This window comes from Ferrovibrio sp. GW821-FHT12B10, assembly GCF_058807515.1.
Map to the genome: position 1 here is coordinate 2,134,963 of NZ_JBXAQT010000001.1, position 17,631 is coordinate 2,152,593.

A 17,631-nucleotide genomic window follows, 5' to 3' on the forward strand; every position below is an offset into this window, starting at 1 on the left:
GCGAGGCGGTTTATCCGTTTGTGTGCGGATGAGGCTAGCGCGCCCGCCTCCCCAAAACCAGCAGGCTAGAGAATCCCCAGCACCTTTTCCGGCGGGCGGCCCAGCACGGCCTTGCCCTTGTGCACGAAGATCGGCCGCTCCAGCGCTTCGGGATGCGCGGCGATGGCCTTGATCAGGGTCGCGTCGTCGGCCGCGGCGTCGATGCCGGCCTCGGCGGCTTCCTTGCGGCGCAGCACATCCCGGGCCTTCAGGCCCATGAGGCTGAGCAGGTGCTGCAACTCGGCCGGCTTTGGCGGCGTTTTCAGATACTCGACGATCTGCGGCTGCAGGCCGCTGGCCTGCAGGATGGCCAGCGCCTGTCGCGATTTGGAGCAGCGCGGGTTGTGATAGAGGACACTGTCAGACATGGGGCCGGCTCCTGTCGCCGTAATTTTGCCAAGAATGGTGTATTAACCGGCACTTAGCGCAAATGACAAGAGTTGCAATTTGATGACTGCTTGTTAAATAGGATGGCATGACCGGTCACTGGACGCTCGACGATATTCCCTGGCAGCAGTTCGACCCCGCCAAGGTCGATCCTGAACTGCTGCGCGCGGTGAAAGCCGCCGCCCTGGTCGAGCATAACGCCGACGACTATGTCACGTATCTCTGCAACGTCTTCGCCGACGATCCGGCCTTCTGTGCCCTGGTGCGGCAGTGGGGCGTCGAGGAACGCCAGCATGGCGCGGCGCTGGCGCGCTGGGCCCAACTGGCCGATCCCGCCTTCGATCCGGCCGAGGCCATGCGCCGCTTCACCGACGGCTATCGCCTGCCGCTGGATGCCACCAGTTCGGTGCGCGGCAGCCGCAATGGCGAACTGGTGGCGCGCTGCGTGGTCGAATGCGGCACCTCCAGCTTCTACACGGCGATCCGCGATGTCACCGACGAGCCGGTGCTGAAGCAGGTGGCCGGCAAGATCGCGGCCGACGAGTTCCGGCATTACAAGCTGTTCTACGAGCACCTGCAGCGCTACCAGCAGCAGCAGCCGCTGTCGCGGATGCGGCGCTTCATGATCGCGCTCGGTCGCATGCAGGAAGCCAGCGACGACGAACTGGCCATGGCCTACTGGTGCGGCAACGGCTGCCAGGGCGAGTACGATCGCCACCAGCAGAGCGCCGCCTATGAGCTGCGCGCCAGCCGCGTCTATCGTTTCGGTCATATCCAGCGCGGTCTGAGCATGGCGCTCAAGGCCTGCGATTTTGACCCGCAATCCCGCTTCAGCCGCTGGTTCGCTGGCGCAATCTGGCGGATCATGCAGTGGCGCCTGCGTCGCCTTGCGGTTGCCGCTGCATAATCATCGCGCCGCCGTCCTTGCCTGAACCCTACATCAGGCTAGTATTTCCCTCATGACTGCTCCGGCCGATCTGCCGCCTCAGGGACCGATCTCGGAAAGCGATCTCGATCCCCGTCTTGCCGAACTGTTGGCCTACTGGCGTGCCAAACGCGCCATGCGCGGTGAGGGGCGCCGCTTTCCCGCACGCGCCGATATCGACCCGCTCGACCTGCGTGGCCTGCTGGGCAATATCAACCTGATCGATGTGGTGTGTGAAGCGGGCCGTCCAGCGCCGCGGTTCCGCTACCGCCTGTTCGGCAGCGAGTTCGTCTTCTATCATGGCGGCGATCTCACCGGCATCTGGGTCGACGAGATTCCCAACCCGGTCTATCGCGAACAGCTCAACGGGCTCTATATGCATGCAGTGGCGACCGGGGCGACGCCGATGGTATCCTACGACTATCTGCTGGAAAGCCGGCGGCACCGTTTCCAGGCCCTGATCCTGCCGCTCGCCAGCGATGGCGAGACCATCGACATGATACTCAGTAGCGGCCTGCCGGTTGGAGTCTACTGAGGCAGCTCGTCGAGCCAGCCGGCGATCATTGCTGTCACATCCGCCTCGCGCGGCTCACCGAAAATGAAATGGCTCAGCTCCGGGATCTCGCGATAGATAGCGCGGCCGGGATAGCGTCCCGCCACCGCACGGCAGGCCGCAGGCGGCGTCACCTTGTCGTCGCTGCCGGCAATCACCAGCAACGGCGCCTGCACGCGATGGGCCGATACATGGCTGGTCGCCTGCCAGTCGAGCCACCACAGCAAGGTCTCGCCCAGCACGCGGCCGGATTCAGGCACCAGGCGCGCGAAGATGTCGCGCTGCAGGGCTTTCGGGATGCGGTCCATCGACTGCGTCGCGGCGATCTGGAAATCCGGCGGGATGCCCTTGCGCATGACATCCATGCCGCCCTTCCATAGCAGGCCGGCTGCAGTGTCGATCTCGGCGCGGCTGCGCGGCAGGCTGCCCCAGGGTGCCACCGGCGCCAGCAGCACGGCGGCGCGCACGAGGTTCTTGGCGGCCAGCTGCTGCGCTAGCAATCCACCCAGCGAATGGCCGATCACCACAGGCGGTTTGGCGAGGCGATGAATCTCGTCTTCAAGAAAACGGCGATAGTCGGCGATGCTTTGCCGCGCCAGATCGGGATGCGGATCGGCGCCGGCATACTCGGCGCCATGGAAGGGCAGGTCAGGAGCGTGGGTCTTCCAGCCGCGGTGGTTGAGTTCGGTGCGCAGGCGCTCGAACATCCACCCGCCGGCAAAGGCGCCATGCACCAGCAGGATATCGCCCTTGCTCATGCGCGGCTGCCTTTCTGCTGCGGCGTCAGGTGCTGACTCGGTCTGCGAATTCGGCGACGATCAGTTCATAGATCGGTCGCTTGAACGGCACGATCAGGTCGGGCAGCCGGCGGAACGGCAGCCAGCGCCACTGGTTGAACTCGGGGTGCGCGGTCTGGATGTTGATGTCGCTGTCCTGGCCCTTGAAGCGCGCGAGATACCACTTCTGGCGCTGGCCGCGATACTTGCCCTTCCACACCTTGTCGACCAGGTCGGGCGGCAGGTCGTAGGACAGCCAGCCGCGGCTTTCGGCAATCACCTCGGCCAGATGCTGCGGCACGCCGATCTCTTCTTCCATCTCGCGCAGGGCCGCCTGCAGCGGATCCTCGCCCGCGTCGATGCCGCCCTGCGGCATCTGCCAGGCTTCGGCGGTCTGGTCGATGCGCTGGCCGACGAAGACCATGTCCTGCGCATTCAGCAGCGCGATGCCCACGCCGTCGCGATAGGGCCGTGACTCTATGGTCATGAACTCACTCTGGGGTCTGGCGATTGGCGATGGCCGATACGGGCGCGAGCGCGATGCCGCGGGCATCCAGTTTGTCCGACCAGTTCAGCAGGCGGTCAAGGCTGACCGGATAGGGCAGGGCGGCGCCGATGGCGACGCCGCCGGCCTTGGCCGTGCGCTCCAGCTCTTCCAGGCGCGCATCGATCAGCAGCGCGGTCGGCTGCACGTCGATCTGGCGATTGACGAAGGCATAGACGCCGCCGCCCTCGCGCACCACGCGGGCCGCGACGCTGCGCGGAGCCGCGCGGGTGTCGACAAACATCAGGCCGCGATCCTTCAGGCGCGCCGCGATGCTGCGCATGTGATCGGGCGAAGAGGTGTATTTGCCGCCCATCAGGTTGGTGAAGCCGATATAGCCCGTCGTGCGCGCCAGCAGCCAGTCGATGCGGCGGTCGTTCTCCTGATCGCTCAAGGAGGTCAGCAGCGTATAGGGACCGGGATCGCTGGCCGGATAATCAAACGGCTCCATCGGCAGGCCGATAAGCACTTCATGGCCATGCATGCGCGCCTTTTCCACCTGCGCGGCGAGATCGGAGGCGTAGGGGTTGAAAGCGAAGCTGATCGCCGGCGGCAGGCGCTCGGCGGCCAGCGCGGTCAGTTGCGCGTTCAGGCCCATGTCATGCAGCACGATGGCCAGGCGTGGACGGTTCGCCGGCTCGGTATAGGGCCGCGCATAGGCGCTCCAGGGCTGGCGACCGTCGCTGCCGATCTTGGGGATCGGGCCGCGCGGCGACATCTCGGTCAGGGTCGGATCGGGCGCAACAAGAAGTCCGCTCGGCAGGCGGCCGACATCTGGCGGAGCCACGGCGACGGCGGTCTTCTGGTCGGGCGCCAGCCGCGCTTCAGGCGGCAGGGCCAGGCGGGCGACGGCGATGATGACTTCCGAGCCAGGCAGCGAGGTGAGCTTGTCGCTGGTGGTGACCAGCCAGCCGCCGGCAGCGGCCAGCACGAACAGCACCATGGTCCAGGCGGCCAGCAGCAGGCGGCGGTTTACGGTCTTGAGGTCGCCGCGCAGGAAGGGCGGCCACAAGATCAGGCCGATGATGCGGAAGACACCGGCGATCCGGTGTTTCATGCCGCGCCGGCGCGGCGGCGCGGCATGATGATCCTCGTCGGTGCCGGTGATGGTCTGCAGCAGATCGGCGTCGTCGTGCTCGGCGGCGACCGGCACGACCGGCTTCTTGCGGAACAGGCGACGCAGCAGGCTGGGCTTCTGACCCGGCTCTATCGCCGTGCGATCGTCAGGATCGGCGTGAAGCTTTGCCATTGCGGTGTCTCAGCCTTCTGCTGATCCGGACCGCAGGGTCACTTGCGGGCGGACGGCTTGGGCGGCGCGCGCAGCGCTTCCATCGCGGCCTGCAGCACCAGATCCGGGCCATCCTGCCCCGGCGTGGGCACGGCGGCCGGCGGCGTGACGGTGTTGCTCGGCGCGGTCTGCGGCTTGTCTTCCTCGGTCTCGCGCGTGCCGGTCATCTGGCGACGCTCTTTCAGCGCCGCGGCGATCTGGCGGTCGCGCTCGTTCCAGGCTTCCACATCGGCGCTGATGCCGACCTTGTCGATCGAGCGGCCCGAGGGGGTGAAGTAGCCCGCGGTGGTCAGCTTCATGCCGCCGAATTCGCCGAGCGGGATCATGGTCTGCACCAGGCCCTTGCCGAAGGTGGTGTTGCCCACCAGCACGGCGCGGTGATGATCCTGCAGCGCGCCGGCGACGATTTCAGAAGCCGAGGCCGAGCCGCCGTTGATCAGCACGGCCATCGGCTTGCCGTCGGCCACGTCGCCGCGCTTGGCGTTGTAGCGCTGGCCGTCATCGGCAGTGGCGCGCAGCGCGCGGGTGGAGACGATCTCGCCCTGGTTCAGGAAGCTGTCCGACACCGAGATGGCCTGGTCGAGCAGGCCGCCCGGATTGTCGCGCAGATCGATGATGTAGCCCTTCAGTTCAGGACCCATCTCGCTCTTCAGCTTGTCGATGGCGGCGACCAGGTCCTGGGTGGTGTGCTCGTTGAAGGACGAGATGCGCAGATAGGCGAACTCGCCCTCGCGGCGCGAGCGCACCACGCGGGTCTTGATCACCGCGCGGGTGATCTTGATGTCAAAGTTCTTGGCCGCGTTGTCGGCGCCACGGCGCACGGTCAGCACGATGTTGGTGTTCGGCGCGCCGCGCATCTTCTCGATCGATTCCTGCAGCGACTTGCCCATCACGGGTTCGCCATCGAGATGGGTGATCAGGTCGCCCGGCAGAACGCCGGCCTTCTGCGCCGGTGTGTCGTCGATCGGCGACACCACCTTGATCAGGCCGCTTTCCTGCGTCACCTCGATGCCAAGCCCGCCGAACTCGCCGCGGGTCTGCACGCGCGCTTCCTGGAAGCTGCGTGGCGGCATGTAGACCGAGTAGGGATCGAGTGAGGTGAGCATGCCGTTGATGGCGTGCTCCATCAGCTCCTCGTCCTTGGTCTCCTTGTAATAGTCGTTGCGGACGCGCTCGAAGATCTCACCGAAGAGATTGAGCTGCCGATACGTTTCATTGGCCTGCAGGTTGCCCACCTTGTTGGGGGCCGCGAACAGCGCGACTGATCCCATCAATGCAAAAGCACAGACGCCACCGAGGAGGAAATTGCGCATCAGCCGCTTACCTTTCTGTCGCCCGAGGCCAGCCAGGGCAGGGGGTTTACAGTTTCACCCTTGCGCCTCAGTTCGAGATATAGGACGGGTTTGTCGCCTGGGGAGTTGCTTAGCAGGCCAACCGGCTCTCCGGCGAGAACCCATTGACCGACCGCGCGGTCGATCCGTCCAAATCCCGCCAATAAGCTATGGTATCCACCGCCATGGGCGATAATCAAGAGTTGCCCGTAACCGCGGAACGGTCCGGCAAACATCACTTTGCCGTCAGCTGGGGCGATAACCTGGGCGCCGGGGCGGGCCTCGATGCGCAATCCGCGTAGCGGGACACCGTTTTCATCCGACTGGCCGAAGCGCCCGACAATGCGTCCGCGGGCCGGCAGGGCGGCGCTGCCCTCCAGGGCGGCATAGGCCTCGGGCGGGTCACGATCCGTGCTTTTCGGGGGTGTCTGGCGGGTCCGGGCCTCGGCTGCCCGGCGTTCAGCTTCCCGGCGCTCCTGCTCCAGCAGGCGGTCGACCAGGGCGCGCAGATCCTTGGCCTGGGCGGCCAGCTGACTGGCCTTTTCCCGTTCGGAATCGCGCTCTTCCGCCGTTTGTGCGGCGGCGGCATGGGTTTCGGCCTGCAGGTATTCCAGGTCCCGGCGCTCATGGTCGAGCTGGGCGATGGCCCGGCCCAGCCGTTCCTGCTCGGCCGCCACCCCCTGGCGCAGGCGGGCCAGACGGGTCAGCTCGGACTTCAGGCTGGCGGCCCGGTTTTCGATCTCGGGGACCAGGGCGGCCATCAGCTGGCTGGCTCGCACCATGTCCAGTGCCGAACCCGGCGCCAGCACCATGGCCTCGGGCGGCTGGCGGCTCAGCTGCGCCAAGCTGGCCAGCGTCTGCGCCAATTCGCCGCGGCGGGTTTCCAGGGCCTCACCGGCCGCTTTCTCGTCCTGCAGCAGCCCGGCCAGCTTGTCCTCGCTCTGCGAGACCAGGTCTTCCTGGGTCTGCAGCTTGCGGGCGGCCGTCACCAGCTTCTTCTGCAGGTCGCGCTGCTTCTGGGCCAGCTTGGCGGCTTCCTGGCCGAGTTCGCGCTCGCGCTCGCGGCTTTCCTGCAGGCGCTTTTGCACGTCCTGCAGCTGCTGCTGCGGGGCATTGTTGGCTTGCGAAAAGCTGCTCGCCGGCGCCAGCAGCGCCAGACTGGCGAGCAGGAGAAGCGGTTTACGCAAGGCGGCGGGCAATCTGCTGGTTGTTGGCAGGTGTGGAGGGTGTGGCGAGGATGCGGCCGGTCATTTCCTTGGGCTGCGGCAGCCCGAGGAAATGCAGCAGCGTCGGCGCGATGTCGCAGAGGCGGCCATCGCTCAAGGCATAGGCATCCGTGCGCGCGCCGCCGGTCAGCAGCAGCGGCACCGGATTGGTGGTGTGCTGCGTATGCTGCTGGCCGCTGGCGCGATCCATCATCTGTTCCAGGTTGCCGTGATCGGCGGTGATCAGCAGCACGCCGTCCATCTGTTTCACTGCGGCTTCCACTTTGGCGATGCAGCCATCGATGGTCTCGGCCGCCTTGATCGCCGCCGGCATCGAACCGGTATGGCCGACCATGTCGGGGTTGGCGTAGTTCACGATGACCAGATCGTATTTGCCAGATGTAATGGCGGTGCAGAGCTTGTCGGTCAGTTCCGGCGCCGACATCTCGGGCTGCAGGTCGTAGGTCTTCACCTTCGGCGAGGGAACGAGAATGCGGTCTTCGTCCTTGAAGGGCTGCTCCTCGCCGCCATTCATGAAGAAGGTGACATGCGCGTATTTCTCGGTCTCGGCGATGCGGAGTTGGGTTTTCCCAGCCTGCGCCAGCACTTCACCAATCGTGTTGGGATAGCGCATCGGCGCATAGGCCGTGGTCAGGAAGGCGTTCAGCGCCGTTGAGTATTCCGTCAGGCCGACGGCGCCGGTGAATTTCACGACGCGGGCGCGGTTGAAACCGTCGAAATGCGGATCGAGCAGGGCGGTGAGGATCTCGCGCGCGCGGTCGGCGCGGAAATTGGCCATCAACACGCCATCGCCGTCCTTCATGCCGGCATAGCCGGCGAGTGCGGTGGGGCTGATGAACTCGTCATTCTCATCGGCAGCATAGCTCTGCTCGACGGCGGCTTCTGCTGTCTGGGCCGTTTTGCCTTTGGCATCAACCAGCGCATCGTAAGCCTGGCTCACGCGCTCCCAGCGCTTGTCGCGATCCATCGCGAAGAACCGCCCCGACACAGTGGCGAATGTGATGCCCTCGGTGCCCGCGATCAGCTTGCGGAACTGCGCCAGGAAGCCCAGCGCGCTTTTCGGCGGGGTGTCGCGGCCATCGGCGAAAATGTGGATGTTCACCGGCACGCCGGCCCTGGCGAAAATCTTCGCCACCGCGGCCATGTGATCCTGATGCGAATGCACGCCGCCATCTGACAGCAGGCCGAGCAGATGCAGCGCGCCCTTGCTGGCCTTCAGCTTGGCGATCAATCCGGTGATGGCGTCGTTCTGCGCCAGCGAACCATCGGCCACCGCATTGTCGAGGCGGCCGAGATCGGGCACCGCGATGCGGCCCGCGCCGATATTCATATGCCCGACTTCGGAATTGCCCATCTGGCCATCGGGCAGACCGACATCGCGCCCCGAGGTGCCGACCTTGGCAAAGGGGCGGGTTTCCAGCATGCGGCGGTAATTGGGCAGGTTGGCCTGGGCCAGGGCGTTGTCGGCCGGATCGTCGCGCAGGCCCCAGCCGTCCAGGATGCACAGGACGACGGGTTTGCGGCTGCTATCGGTGCTCTGGGTCATGGCGATAATCGGCGATTCTTCTGGGTGTCGGGGCGTGAGTCCTACATAGCGCAGACCAGCCCATCCGTCACGCCGGGCCTGATAAAATCACGCCCTCAATCGCTCTAGACCTCAATCGCGGTGATAGGGATGACCGGTCTGCAGGCTCCAGGCGCGGTAGAGCTGTTCCAGCAGCATGACCCTGGCCAGCAAATGCGGCCATGTCATGGCGGATAGCGACAGCGTCAGCCGGGCCCTGGCCACCAGGGCGGCATCCAGCCCGTCGGCGCCGCCGATCACGAAGGCCACGTCCTGCTCGCCATGGTCGCGCCACTGGGTCAGGAGGTCGGCGAAATGGCGGCTGGACAGGCTCTTGCCGCGCTCGTCCAGGGCCACGATCACGGCGCTTTTGGGCACGGCGGCTAGCAGCAGCTCGGCTTCGCGGCTTTTGCGCTCGGGCACGCTGCCGCCCTGCTTGCGGTCTTCGACTTCGCGGATGGTGACGGGCCAGGGCAGCCGCTCGCGGTAACCCTCGATCAGGCTCTGGGCGGCATCATGCTTGGCGCGGCCGGCTTTGCCGACGCAGGCAATCGTGATCTTCATGCCGCCAGCCTAGCAGGCCGGCGGCAGCAATTCATTACGCGGCGGCCGGTTCGGGGATGGTGGCCCCGCCCCACATCTTTTCCAGATTGTAGAAGCTGCGCACTTCCGGGCGGAAGATATGCACGACGATGTCGCCCGTATCGATCAGCACCCAGTCGCCCACCGCCTTGCCCTCGGCGCGCACCTTGCGGCCGGTTTCTCTGGTGATGCGTTCCACCAGATGCTCGGCGATGGCGCCGACCTGGCGCGAGGAGCGGCCCGAGGCGATCACCAGGTAGTCGGCGATCGAGGATTTGCCGGTCAGATCGATCGAGACGATGTTCTCGGCCTTGTTGTCGTCCAGCGATTTCAGGATTGCCTGGTGCAACTTCAGAACCGCAGGCGGAATGGTGCTCTTCTTCGCCGGCTTGGGAGCGGCGGCCTTTGGGGCAGCGGCCTTGGAGGCCGTGATCTTTTTAGCGGTTTTCGGCTTGGGGGCCGCGTTCTTCGCGGCGGTCGCCATTGCGGCCTGGGTGACCTTGGTCATCACCGTCTTCTTGGCCGGGGCGCGCTTTGCGGCCGATTTTGACTTGCTGGCAGCGGCCGGCTTCTTGGTGCCGGTCTTTTGGGCGGCTGTGGTGCTCTTGGATTTGGTGCCGGCCTTGGGTTTGGACCCGGCGGCCGCAGCAGCGCTTTTGCGCGTCGTGGTGGTTGCGATGGCTCGATCCTCCTGAACAACACCCGTGATCAGGCGGCCGGACTGCCGCCCGAATCGGTTATAGTCTATCGCGACTCGGGTTTATCGACAATGAAAGTCCTGTGACCGCCCGGCCGATCTTTTAGCGGAACCAGATCAGGGTCACCAGCACGAACACGGGCAGCAGGATGGTGCAGCTCCAGGCCATGTAGCCGAAGAAGCTCGGCATGGCCACCTTCATGTCCTCGGCGATGGCCTTGACCATGAAGTTGGGGGCATTGCCGATATAGCTGTTGGCACCCATGAAAACCGCGCCGGCCGAGATCGCCAGCAGCGTCGTGCCCAGCGGTCCCATCAGGTGCTGCGCGTCGCCGCCCGCCATGTTGAAAAAGACCAGATAGGTCGGCGCATTGTCGAGGAAGCTGGACAGTCCGCCGGCCAGCCAGAAATACATCGCGTTGTTCGGCGTGCCATCGGCTTGCGTGGCCAGGCCGATCAGCGGGGCGAGCGCGCCATCGGCACCGGCCTGCAGGATGGCGATGGCAGGGATGATGGTGACGAAGATGCCGGCGAACAGCTTGGCGACTTCGACGATCGGCCCCCAACGGAAGCCGTTTTCACTGCGCGTCCGTGCCTCAGTAAGCTTCAGCGAGGCAAAGGTGATGAACAGCAGCAGGATGTCGCGGGCCAGATTCTGCAGCTCGACCTGCACGCCAAACACGCCGAACTCAATGCCGGGCTTCCAGGTGCCCGACATCAGCACGGCCAGCACGATGCCGCCCAGCAGGATCAGGTTGACGCCACCATCAAGGCCGATGGCGCTGTCCGGCGTCGGGTCTGGCGCAACAATGCCTTCCTTGCGGTAGTAGTGGGTGTCGATGGCATAGAACACAGCCAGCAGCAGCACGACCACGAACAGTGTCGGCAGCAGCAGGGCTCGCGTGGTCCAGAAGAAATCGACGCCCTTGAGGAAGCCGAGGAACAGCGGCGGGTCGCCCAGCGGCGTCAGTGCGCCGCCCACATTGCTGACCAGGAAAATGAAGAAGATCACCACATGCACGTTGTGCTTGCGATCATCATTGGCGCGCACCAGGGGCCGGATCATCAGCATGGAGGCGCCGGTGGTACCCATCCAGCTCGCCAGCACGGTGCCGATCAGCAGCAACGCGGTGTTCAGGCTGGGTGAGCCATGCAGGTTGCCGGTGATGCGCACGCCACCGGCGACGGTGAACAGCGCCAGCAGCAGGATGATGAAGGGGAGATATTCATGCAGCGAGACCTGCAGCAGCAGTTGGCCGGTGCGACCGATATCGCCTTGCATCGCATGCGGTACCAAGACGCAGAGCGCCCAGAATGCGGTGATCTTGCCGTAATGGCGATGCCACAGGCCGGGCGTGAAAAGTGGAAGCAGCGCGATGGAGAGCAGCAGGCCGGCGAAAGGCGCGGCGTGGCTCAGTCCTATATCGGCACCGCCGCCGATGGCGGCCTGGGCGGGCGTGGCGATCAGGGCGATGGGAAGGAGAACGATGGGAAGGCGCATGGCTGCAGCTTACGGGCGCGTGACGTGCGGCGCTACCGGCTCATCATAGCCGGCGGGGTCCTGGTGGATGAGGATCTGCGCGCCGGGAAACAGCTGCAGCAGTTCGGCTTCGATTTCGTCGGAAATCCTGTGCGCGGTGCGCAAAGAAATCTCTGGATCGAGCTCGAGGTGGAACTGGATGAAGGCCTGATTGCCGGCCTGGCGCGTGCGCAGGTCATGCGCCGCGCGCGTCTCGGCATGGGCGCGTACCACGGCGAGGATGCGGTCGCGGTCGGCATCTGCCATCTCGCGATCCATCAAGTTGTCCAGCGCGCCGCGCACAATGTCGGCGGCGCTTTTGACGATGATGCCGGCAACGACCAACGCCGCCACGGCATCGACCCAGACATAGCCGGGCTGGCTGGCGAGCAGCAGCGCCAGGATCACCGTCAGGTTGGTGGCCAGATCGCCGACGTAATGCAGCCGGTCGGCGGCTATGGCCAGCGACCCGGTGCGGCGCACGATATGACGCTGATACAGAATCAGTGCGCCGGTCAGGACGATCGACAGCAGCATGACGGCAATGCCGGCCGGACTCTGCCCGATCGGCTGCGGCGTCACCAGATGCTCGATGCCGGCGACGAACAGGTACAGCGCCGATCCCGCCACCAGCGCGCCCTGGCCAAGGCCGGCGAGCGCCTCCGCCTTGCCATGACCGAAGCGATGCTCGTCATCGGCAGGCGTGAGGGCATGCCGCACGGCGAACAGATTGATCAGCGAGGCGACGCCATCAAGCAGGCTGTCAACCAGCGATGCCAGCAGCGCCACGGATTCCGTCTGCAGCCAGGCCGCCAGTTTCGCCGCCACCAGAAGCACCACCACCAGGACGGAGGCATAGGTGGCGCGGCGCATGAGGCGCGCCTTCGTGGCTGGGTCGACGCTGCTATGCGGGGTGGGGGTCACGGATACAGGTGCTCGGTGGTCCAGGGCGCGTCCATGCCGCTGCGCCGGTAGACCAGGCGGTCGTGCAGGCGGAACGGCTTGTCAGCCCAGAATTCAACATACGTGGGCGCGATGCGGAAGCCCGACCAGTATTGCGGGCGCGGCACCTCGCCGATGGCATATTTCGCCGCATACTTGGCGACCGCGGCTTCCAGCGCGAAGCGGCCTTCCAGTGGGCGCGACTGCTGCGAAGCCCAGGCACCGATGCGGCTGTCGCGCGGGCGCGAGGCGAAATAGGCATCGGCTTCCGCCTCGGTCACCACGCTCACCTGGCCGCGGATGCGAATCTGGCGGCGCAGGCTCTTCCAGTGGAAGACGGCGGCGGCCTGCCTGTTGGCGAGCAGCTCGGTGCCTTTCTGGCTTTCGAAGTTGGTGTAGAAGACGAAGCCCTGCTCGCTGTGATCCTTCAGCAGCACCATGCGCACATTCGGCAGGCCATCGGCATCGGACGTTGCCAGCGCCATGGCGTTGGGATCGTTCGGCTCGGCCTTGGCGGCTTCATCCAGCCAGGCGGCGAATTGCGTGAAAGGTGTGGCGTCGGTCATCGGCGATCTGGTCCTCGAATGGCGCAGGAAACGGCCGGAACGGCCGTGCAGTCCTGACGCAATGATACCTAAACCCTGCCGCAATCCCGCCGCAATCCCCGGCCAGATTTTCTCCCGTGCCCAACATGGGCATATCCTAAGGGTCCAACCATCCATGAACGCCATTTCCCTCCGCCCGCCTTATCATCGCCGGCCCCGCCGTTTCGCGTCGGTTGTCGCTGCCGTCGGCATCGTCGGCATGCTGGCCGCCTGCGCCAATGACAGCGGCCCCAAGCAGAATGTCGGCACCGTGCTCGGTGGCGTCGGCGGCGCCGTTGCCGGCGCCCAGTTCGGCAAGGGCACTGGCCAGCTCGTCGGCGTCGCCGCCGGTACGCTGATCGGCGCGTTGCTGGGTTCGGAAGTCGGCAAATCGCTCGATAAGGCCGATCGCGGCTATATGGAGCGCGCCAACCAGCGCGCGCTCGAAACCACGCCGTCTGGCACCCAGGTTTCCTGGCGCAATCCCGATAGCGGCAACGCCGGTACCATCGTACCGCAGCCAGCCTATCAGGCGGCGAGCGGCGAATACTGCCGTGAGTTCCAGCAGACCATCCAGGTCGGCGGCGAGACCAAGCAGGGCTTCGGCACCGCCTGCCGCCAGCCCGACGGCAGCTGGAAGATCATGCACTGAATTCCCGGTCCGGGCGGCCCACCGCCCGGACCTGACTACCCGCGTATTTCCTTTTCCTTCCCCCAGACTCAGCGGCGTGTTCCCCCGAACACGCCGTCTTTTTTTATGGCGCGTTAACCGTTCCGGCCTAAAATGGTTGGCATCCGGATCGCAGAAGCGGGCCGGCCGATGATTTGCAGGAGGAGGCCAGAATGGTCGCCGACATTGCCAGCGCGGGCGCATCGCCTGCTGCTCTCCAATCCCTTATGGCGGCGCGCGACGCGCTGGCCAGTTTTGCTGCTCCCCGTCCGAAGACCGAGGCCGAACAGAATCTCGACCGGATTCTGGCCGACCTGAAATCCAGCAAGGGTAAGGCGGCCAAGGAAGCGGCGCGCCGCAAGCTCGAACAGCTCAAGGCCAAACTGGAGGCGCTCAAGCTCGCCGCCGGTTCGGCTGCCGCCACCGGCGACGCCAAGCTGGCGCGCAAGGTGGCCAAGGATATCCGTGATGCCGCGCGCGAACTCGGGCGCGCCCTGGCTGCGGCCGGTGAAGGCGCGGGTGCGGGCGCGGCGATGCTGGCGGCTCCTGCCGGCGGCGGTGTTGCCGCTCCGAAGGCTGATGCCGCGGCCGATCCGGCTGCGAAAGTCGCCGGCGAGCAGGTCAAGGCTGCCACCGGCAGTGCCAGCGGCGGCGATGACGATCTCGCCACGCTGAAAAGCGAGGCCGCCGCCCTGGTGAAGGAATTGAAGAAGATCATGCGCAAGCTGCGCGAGACCGGATTCCATCCGCTCGACCCGAAAGAGCGTGCCGAGATGGAAAAGATGTTCCGCGAGGCCGACCGTGAAATCGGCGGCCTGCTGGCGGCCTCGGTCCCCATGCCGGGCATGACCGTGGACGTAAATGCCTGAGATGTGTCGATTTATTAATTAACCACGATGGGTCCGATCGGGGGTAGAGTGCCCCCATTCACCCTCCAGGAGGCCAGAATGGTCGCCGACATCTCCGGGAAGCTTGTTCCCACTGCCCTGGCGGCCGCGCAGACGACGACGGCCAAGCCCGCACGCCCGAAAACCCAGGCCGAACTGACTCTCGCTCAGGTGCTGACCGACCTGAAGGGCAGCGATGGCCGTTTGGCCGAGGCTGCTGCGCAGAACAAGCTGGCGCAGGCCAAGGTGAAGCTGGAAGGGTTGAAGCTCGCCGCCGGTTCGGTGGCGGCCAGCGGCGATGGCCGCTGGGCGCGGCAGGTGGCCAAGGATATCCGTGACACTGCCCGCGACATCACCCGCACGCTGTCAGGCCTGCGCGGCGCGGCGGAGAAACCCGCGACCGATGCAACAACGGCTGCTCCCGAAACGCGCGAGACCGCGGCCCAGTCGGCGGCGCGGCAGATTCGCGCGCTCGAAGGCCTCGATGGTCCGGGCGGTGCGGGTCAGGTCAGTATCGATAGCGCCGATCTCGCCGATCTGAAAAGCGCGGCCGCCGAAGTGGCGCGCGACTTGAAGGCCGTGATGAAGAAGCTGCGCGTGACCTCGCAGAATCCTTTCGTCGAGGATCGCGACCGCGGCGAGATGGAAAGGATGTTCGGCGCGGCCGATCGTGAAGTGGCCGGCCTGCGCAGCGCCTCTGCGCCCACCGCCGGTATGAAGATCAATATCCGCGCCTGAAATCTGGGCCTGAAATCTGGGCCTGAAATCTGAGCCTATCAGTTCAGGCTTTCCCCACGATCACCCGTCGTGCTTAAGCGCGACCTAGGATCAGCGCCGCATTGACACCGCCGAAGCCGAAAGCGTTCGACATCGCGTAGTCGATGGCCTTGCGTTGCGCTTTGTGCGGCACCAGGTCGATGCCGGCGCAATGCTCGTCCACCGCATCCAGGTTGCGCGTCGGCGGCAGCAGGCCGGTGCGTACGGCGAGCGCTGCATAGATCGCCTCCACCGCGCCCGCCGCGCCCAGCAGATGGCCGATGGCGGATTTGGTGGATGACATCGCCACGCTGTTCAGGGCCTTGGCGAATACCGTTTTCACTGCGCTGATCTCGGCTGCGTCGCCCACCGGCGTCGCGGTCGCATGGGCGTTGATATAGCCGATCTGCGCCGGCTCCAGCCCGGCCTGCGCCAGCGCGATCTGCATGGCGCGCCGGGCGCCGGCGCCGTCATCGGGCGGCGCGGTGATGTGATGCGCATCGGCGGATGTGCCATAGCCGGCGATGCGGCCCAGAATCTCTACACCACGGGCACGTGCGTGCTCTTCGGCTTCCAGCACCAGGATGCCGGCGCCTTCACCCATGACGAAGCCGTCGCGTGCCGCATCGAAGGGCCGCGAGGCTTTTTCCGGCTCGTCGTTATGGGCCGTCGCCAGTGCGCGTGCCGCTCCGAAACCGGCCAGACTGACACGGTCGATGCAGGCCTCCGTACCGCCGGCGATCATCACATCGGCATCGCCGGCGCGGATCAGCCGCGTGGCGTCTCCAATGGCCTGCGCGCCAGCTGCGCAGGCAGTAACCGGGCAGCCGAGCGGACCCTGCAGGCCGAAGCGGATGGAAACCTGGCCGGCAGCCAGGTTGCCGAGGAAGGAGGGGATGACAAAAGGCGATAATTTACGCGGCCCGGCGCGCTCTACCGTGCGGGTGGCTTCGGCGATCGCCGGGAAGCCGCCGATGCCGGTGGCGATGATGCAGCCCGCGCGCGCGCGCGCGGCCTCGTCCTGGGGCGTCCAGCCCGCCTGTGCCATGGCTTCAGCGGCGGCGGCGAGCGCGAAATGGATGAAGCGATCCATCTTGCGGCGGTCTTTTGGCGGTGCGGCGGTTTCCGGATCGAAGCCGCCCTCGGGGTCGTCGGCGATGTCGGGCACGATGCCGGCGACCTTGGCGTTAAGGTCGGATGTGTCGAAGGCGGTGATGCGGCGCAGGCCGGATTGCCCCGCCGTCAGCCGCGCCCAGTTGACCCCGACGCCGGCGCCCAGTGGCGTGACCAGCCCCATTCCGGTGATGACGACCTCACGCATGCCTGGCTCCTGAAAAGACTGTATATACATATAATGCAGATACAGGTAATGCCTCGGCCGGCGGTTTGCAAGAGGCGGCATACCGGCTATCAAGAGGGGATGACACGCAGACGCGGCGATACCACCGAGGCCGCCTTCCGCCAGTTGATGGAGGAGGGCTGCACTGTGCTGCGGCTTTATTCCGCCGCGCGGCGCGGCCTGCAGATTTACGGCGCGTATCTGGCCGAGACCGGGCTGACCATGCCGCAATTCGCCACCCTGGCGCTGCTGTATCGCGACGACAGCCATGCCGTCGGCACCCTGGCGGCCGAACTGGATACCGACGCCACCACGCTGACCCGTAACCTGCGTCTGCTGGAACAGCGCGGCCTGATCACCCAGCGCCCGGCGGCCGATGACCGCCGCCGCCGCGACATCCGGCTGACGGCCGAGGGGCGGCGCAGTTTCCAGAAGGCATTGCCGGTCTGGCAGAAGGCGCAGGCGGCCCTGGCTGAGAAGATCGGCAAAAGCCAGGCGGCGGATTTGCATCGCCGGCTGGACGACATCTTGCCCCGGATCAAATGACCCGCATCACGTAAGGGAGCCGCCATGCTGACCCCCGTCTTCGACCTGGAAGTGCATGTCGCCGCGCCGCAGAGCATCGGCCGCGATGCGGCCGGCGAAAAGCGCTGCGTGCCGATCACCGGCGGCAGGGTGAGCGGGAAGATTGCTGGTGCGGTGCTGCCTGGCGGCGCGGATTGGCAGGTGCTTCGCCCCGATGGGCTGGCGGATCTCGATGCGCGCTACATGCTGAAGCTCGGCAGTGGCGCGCAGGTCGAGGTCTGGAGCCGCGGCCTGCGCATCGGTCCGGCCGAGGTGATGGCGCGGCTGGCACGCGGCGAAGCGGTAGATGCGGCGGCCTATTACATGCGCACGGCGATGCGCTTCGAGACGGCGGCGCCGGACCTGCAATGGCTGGTGCACAGGCTCCATATCGGCATCGGCGAACGCCGGCCCGATGCGGTGCTGCTGAAGGTCTTTGCCGTCGATTAAGGCGGGTA

General features: G+C 66.0%; 21 protein-coding genes. 8 read left to right on the forward strand and 13 right to left on the reverse strand.

The window, feature by feature from the left end; genetic code table 11:
• Window positions 1-65: 65 nt before the first annotated feature.
• Window positions 66-407, reverse strand: a complete 342-nt coding sequence (gene arsC, locus AC1RRT_RS10870) for an arsenate reductase (glutaredoxin) (protein ID WP_493013815.1) — start codon at window positions 405-407, stop codon at window positions 66-68.
• A 107-nt stretch (window positions 408-514) separates the two neighbouring features.
• Here arsC and AC1RRT_RS10875 point away from each other — a divergent pair, with 107 nt between their 5' ends.
• Window positions 515-1,333 carry a ferritin-like domain-containing protein gene (locus tag AC1RRT_RS10875; RefSeq protein ID WP_493013816.1) on the forward strand — a complete coding sequence of 273 codons (819 nt, stop codon included), beginning with the start codon at window positions 515-517 and terminating at the stop codon, window positions 1,331-1,333.
• Window positions 1,334-1,385: 52 nt separating this feature from the next.
• Window positions 1,386-1,886, forward strand: a complete 501-nt coding sequence (locus AC1RRT_RS10880; protein ID WP_493013817.1) for a PAS domain-containing protein — start codon at window positions 1,386-1,388, stop codon at window positions 1,884-1,886.
• On the opposite strand, the gene AC1RRT_RS10885 is transcribed toward AC1RRT_RS10880, so the two are convergent.
• The 8 genes from AC1RRT_RS10885 to rsfS form a co-directional block, all read right to left on the reverse strand.
• Window positions 1,880-2,662, reverse strand: coding sequence for an alpha/beta hydrolase (locus tag AC1RRT_RS10885; protein WP_493013818.1), 783 nt, complete (start codon window positions 2,660-2,662; stop codon window positions 1,880-1,882). The two genes, AC1RRT_RS10880 and AC1RRT_RS10885, sit on opposite strands and share 7 nt — an antisense overlap.
• A 25-nt stretch (window positions 2,663-2,687) precedes the next feature.
• The gene (locus AC1RRT_RS10890) at window positions 2,688-3,167 is read right to left on the reverse strand and encodes an RNA pyrophosphohydrolase (RefSeq protein WP_493013819.1); all 480 of its coding nucleotides are present in this window, start codon (window positions 3,165-3,167) and stop codon (window positions 2,688-2,690) included.
• Window positions 3,168-3,171: 4 nt separating this feature from the next.
• Window positions 3,172-4,473 (reverse strand): divergent polysaccharide deacetylase family protein, encoded by a 1,302-nt coding sequence (locus tag AC1RRT_RS10895; protein ID WP_493013820.1) that lies wholly within the window; start codon window positions 4,471-4,473, stop codon window positions 3,172-3,174.
• Window positions 4,474-4,511: 38 nt separating this feature from the next.
• Window positions 4,512-5,825: a S41 family peptidase gene (locus AC1RRT_RS10900; RefSeq protein WP_493013821.1), complete on the reverse strand. Its 1,314-nt coding sequence runs from the start codon at window positions 5,823-5,825 to the stop codon at window positions 4,512-4,514.
• A complete protein-coding gene (locus AC1RRT_RS10905; RefSeq protein WP_493013822.1) occupies window positions 5,825-7,030 on the reverse strand; it encodes a murein hydrolase activator EnvC family protein in 1,206 nt (401 codons plus the stop codon). The genes AC1RRT_RS10900 and AC1RRT_RS10905 overlap by 1 nt, the downstream gene beginning before the upstream one ends.
• Window positions 7,023-8,615, reverse strand: coding sequence for a 2,3-bisphosphoglycerate-independent phosphoglycerate mutase (gene gpmI, locus AC1RRT_RS10910; RefSeq protein WP_493013823.1), 1,593 nt, complete (start codon window positions 8,613-8,615; stop codon window positions 7,023-7,025). Before gpmI ends, AC1RRT_RS10905 begins: the two co-directional genes overlap by 8 nt.
• A 111-nt stretch (window positions 8,616-8,726) precedes the next feature.
• A complete protein-coding gene (locus tag AC1RRT_RS10915) occupies window positions 8,727-9,197 on the reverse strand; it encodes a 23S rRNA (pseudouridine(1915)-N(3))-methyltransferase RlmH (RefSeq protein ID WP_493013824.1) in 471 nt (156 codons plus the stop codon).
• 34 nt (window positions 9,198-9,231) lie between these two features.
• Window positions 9,232-9,723 (reverse strand): ribosome silencing factor, encoded by a 492-nt coding sequence (gene rsfS / locus AC1RRT_RS10920; protein WP_493013825.1) that lies wholly within the window; start codon window positions 9,721-9,723, stop codon window positions 9,232-9,234.
• Between rsfS and AC1RRT_RS10925 the strand changes: the two genes are divergently transcribed.
• Window positions 9,716-9,910 (forward strand): hypothetical protein, encoded by a 195-nt coding sequence (locus AC1RRT_RS10925; RefSeq protein WP_493013826.1) that lies wholly within the window; start codon window positions 9,716-9,718, stop codon window positions 9,908-9,910. The genes rsfS and AC1RRT_RS10925 overlap by 8 nt on opposite strands.
• A gap of 105 nt (window positions 9,911-10,015) precedes the next feature.
• Here AC1RRT_RS10925 and AC1RRT_RS10930 read toward each other — a convergent pair whose 3' ends face one another.
• The 3 genes from AC1RRT_RS10930 to pdxH are packed head-to-tail and all read right to left on the reverse strand — an operon-like array spanning window position 10,016 to window position 12,939.
• Window positions 10,016-11,413, reverse strand: a complete 1,398-nt coding sequence (locus AC1RRT_RS10930) for a sodium:proton antiporter (protein WP_493013827.1) — start codon at window positions 11,411-11,413, stop codon at window positions 10,016-10,018.
• Between the two features lie 9 nt (window positions 11,414-11,422).
• On the reverse strand, window positions 11,423-12,304 hold the full coding sequence (locus tag AC1RRT_RS10935) for a cation diffusion facilitator family transporter (protein WP_493013828.1): 882 nt from the start codon (window positions 12,302-12,304) through the stop codon (window positions 11,423-11,425).
• Window positions 12,305-12,351: 47 nt separating this feature from the next.
• A complete protein-coding gene (gene pdxH, locus AC1RRT_RS10940) occupies window positions 12,352-12,939 on the reverse strand; it encodes a pyridoxamine 5'-phosphate oxidase (RefSeq protein WP_493013829.1) in 588 nt (195 codons plus the stop codon).
• A 154-nt stretch (window positions 12,940-13,093) separates the two neighbouring features.
• Between pdxH and AC1RRT_RS10945 the strand changes: the two genes are divergently transcribed.
• From AC1RRT_RS10945 to AC1RRT_RS10955, 3 genes are all read left to right on the forward strand, one after another.
• The gene (locus tag AC1RRT_RS10945) at window positions 13,094-13,609 is read left to right on the forward strand and encodes an RT0821/Lpp0805 family surface protein (protein ID WP_493013830.1); all 516 of its coding nucleotides are present in this window, start codon (window positions 13,094-13,096) and stop codon (window positions 13,607-13,609) included.
• Window positions 13,610-13,800: 191 nt separating this feature from the next.
• Window positions 13,801-14,496 (forward strand): hypothetical protein, encoded by a 696-nt coding sequence (locus AC1RRT_RS10950; protein WP_493013831.1) that lies wholly within the window; start codon window positions 13,801-13,803, stop codon window positions 14,494-14,496.
• A 78-nt stretch (window positions 14,497-14,574) separates the two neighbouring features.
• A complete protein-coding gene (locus tag AC1RRT_RS10955; protein ID WP_493013832.1) occupies window positions 14,575-15,252 on the forward strand; it encodes a hypothetical protein in 678 nt (225 codons plus the stop codon).
• A gap of 73 nt (window positions 15,253-15,325) precedes the next feature.
• Here AC1RRT_RS10955 and fabF read toward each other — a convergent pair whose 3' ends face one another.
• Window positions 15,326-16,591 carry a beta-ketoacyl-ACP synthase II gene (fabF, locus tag AC1RRT_RS10960; protein ID WP_493013833.1) on the reverse strand — a complete coding sequence of 422 codons (1,266 nt, stop codon included), beginning with the start codon at window positions 16,589-16,591 and terminating at the stop codon, window positions 15,326-15,328.
• 99 nt (window positions 16,592-16,690) lie between these two features.
• On the opposite strand from fabF, the gene AC1RRT_RS10965 reads away from it, so the two are divergent.
• Together AC1RRT_RS10965 and AC1RRT_RS10970 are read left to right on the forward strand one after the other, a co-directional pair.
• Window positions 16,691-17,155 carry a MarR family winged helix-turn-helix transcriptional regulator gene (locus AC1RRT_RS10965; RefSeq protein WP_493013834.1) on the forward strand — a complete coding sequence of 155 codons (465 nt, stop codon included), beginning with the start codon at window positions 16,691-16,693 and terminating at the stop codon, window positions 17,153-17,155.
• Window positions 17,156-17,179: 24 nt separating this feature from the next.
• A complete protein-coding gene (locus AC1RRT_RS10970) occupies window positions 17,180-17,623 on the forward strand; it encodes a DUF3237 domain-containing protein (protein WP_493013835.1) in 444 nt (147 codons plus the stop codon).
• Window positions 17,624-17,631: the final 8 nt, after the last annotated feature.

Bases quoted from the DNA above. Each gene is read 5' to 3' on its own strand.
- AC1RRT_RS10915 (WP_493013824.1), bottom strand. From the start codon at position 9,197: ATGAAGATCACGATTGCCTGCGTCGGCAAAGCCGGCCGCGCCAAGCAT.
- AC1RRT_RS10875 (WP_493013816.1), top strand. From the start codon at position 515: ATGACCGGTCACTGGACGCTCGACGATATTCCCTGGCAGCAGTTCGAC.
- AC1RRT_RS10945 (WP_493013830.1), top strand. From the start codon at position 13,094: ATGAACGCCATTTCCCTCCGCCCGCCTTATCATCGCCGGCCCCGCCGT.
- gpmI (WP_493013823.1), bottom strand. From the start codon at position 8,615: ATGACCCAGAGCACCGATAGCAGCCGCAAACCCGTCGTCCTGTGCATC.
- pdxH (WP_493013829.1), bottom strand. From the start codon at position 12,939: ATGACCGACGCCACACCTTTCACGCAATTCGCCGCCTGGCTGGATGAA.
- AC1RRT_RS10900 (WP_493013821.1), bottom strand. From the start codon at position 5,825: ATGCGCAATTTCCTCCTCGGTGGCGTCTGTGCTTTTGCATTGATGGGA.
- AC1RRT_RS10955 (WP_493013832.1), top strand. From the start codon at position 14,575: ATGGTCGCCGACATCTCCGGGAAGCTTGTTCCCACTGCCCTGGCGGCC.
- fabF (WP_493013833.1), bottom strand. From the start codon at position 16,591: ATGCGTGAGGTCGTCATCACCGGAATGGGGCTGGTCACGCCACTGGGC.
- AC1RRT_RS10890 (WP_493013819.1), bottom strand. From the start codon at position 3,167: ATGACCATAGAGTCACGGCCCTATCGCGACGGCGTGGGCATCGCGCTG.
- AC1RRT_RS10885 (WP_493013818.1), bottom strand. From the start codon at position 2,662: ATGAGCAAGGGCGATATCCTGCTGGTGCATGGCGCCTTTGCCGGCGGG.
- AC1RRT_RS10950 (WP_493013831.1), top strand. From the start codon at position 13,801: ATGGTCGCCGACATTGCCAGCGCGGGCGCATCGCCTGCTGCTCTCCAA.
- AC1RRT_RS10970 (WP_493013835.1), top strand. From the start codon at position 17,180: ATGCTGACCCCCGTCTTCGACCTGGAAGTGCATGTCGCCGCGCCGCAG.
- AC1RRT_RS10880 (WP_493013817.1), top strand. From the start codon at position 1,386: ATGACTGCTCCGGCCGATCTGCCGCCTCAGGGACCGATCTCGGAAAGC.
- AC1RRT_RS10930 (WP_493013827.1), bottom strand. From the start codon at position 11,413: ATGCGCCTTCCCATCGTTCTCCTTCCCATCGCCCTGATCGCCACGCCC.
- AC1RRT_RS10965 (WP_493013834.1), top strand. From the start codon at position 16,691: ATGACACGCAGACGCGGCGATACCACCGAGGCCGCCTTCCGCCAGTTG.
- AC1RRT_RS10935 (WP_493013828.1), bottom strand. From the start codon at position 12,304: ATGCGCCGCGCCACCTATGCCTCCGTCCTGGTGGTGGTGCTTCTGGTG.
- arsC (WP_493013815.1), bottom strand. From the start codon at position 407: ATGTCTGACAGTGTCCTCTATCACAACCCGCGCTGCTCCAAATCGCGA.
- rsfS (WP_493013825.1), bottom strand. From the start codon at position 9,723: ATGACCAAGGTCACCCAGGCCGCAATGGCGACCGCCGCGAAGAACGCG.
- AC1RRT_RS10895 (WP_493013820.1), bottom strand. From the start codon at position 4,473: ATGGCAAAGCTTCACGCCGATCCTGACGATCGCACGGCGATAGAGCCG.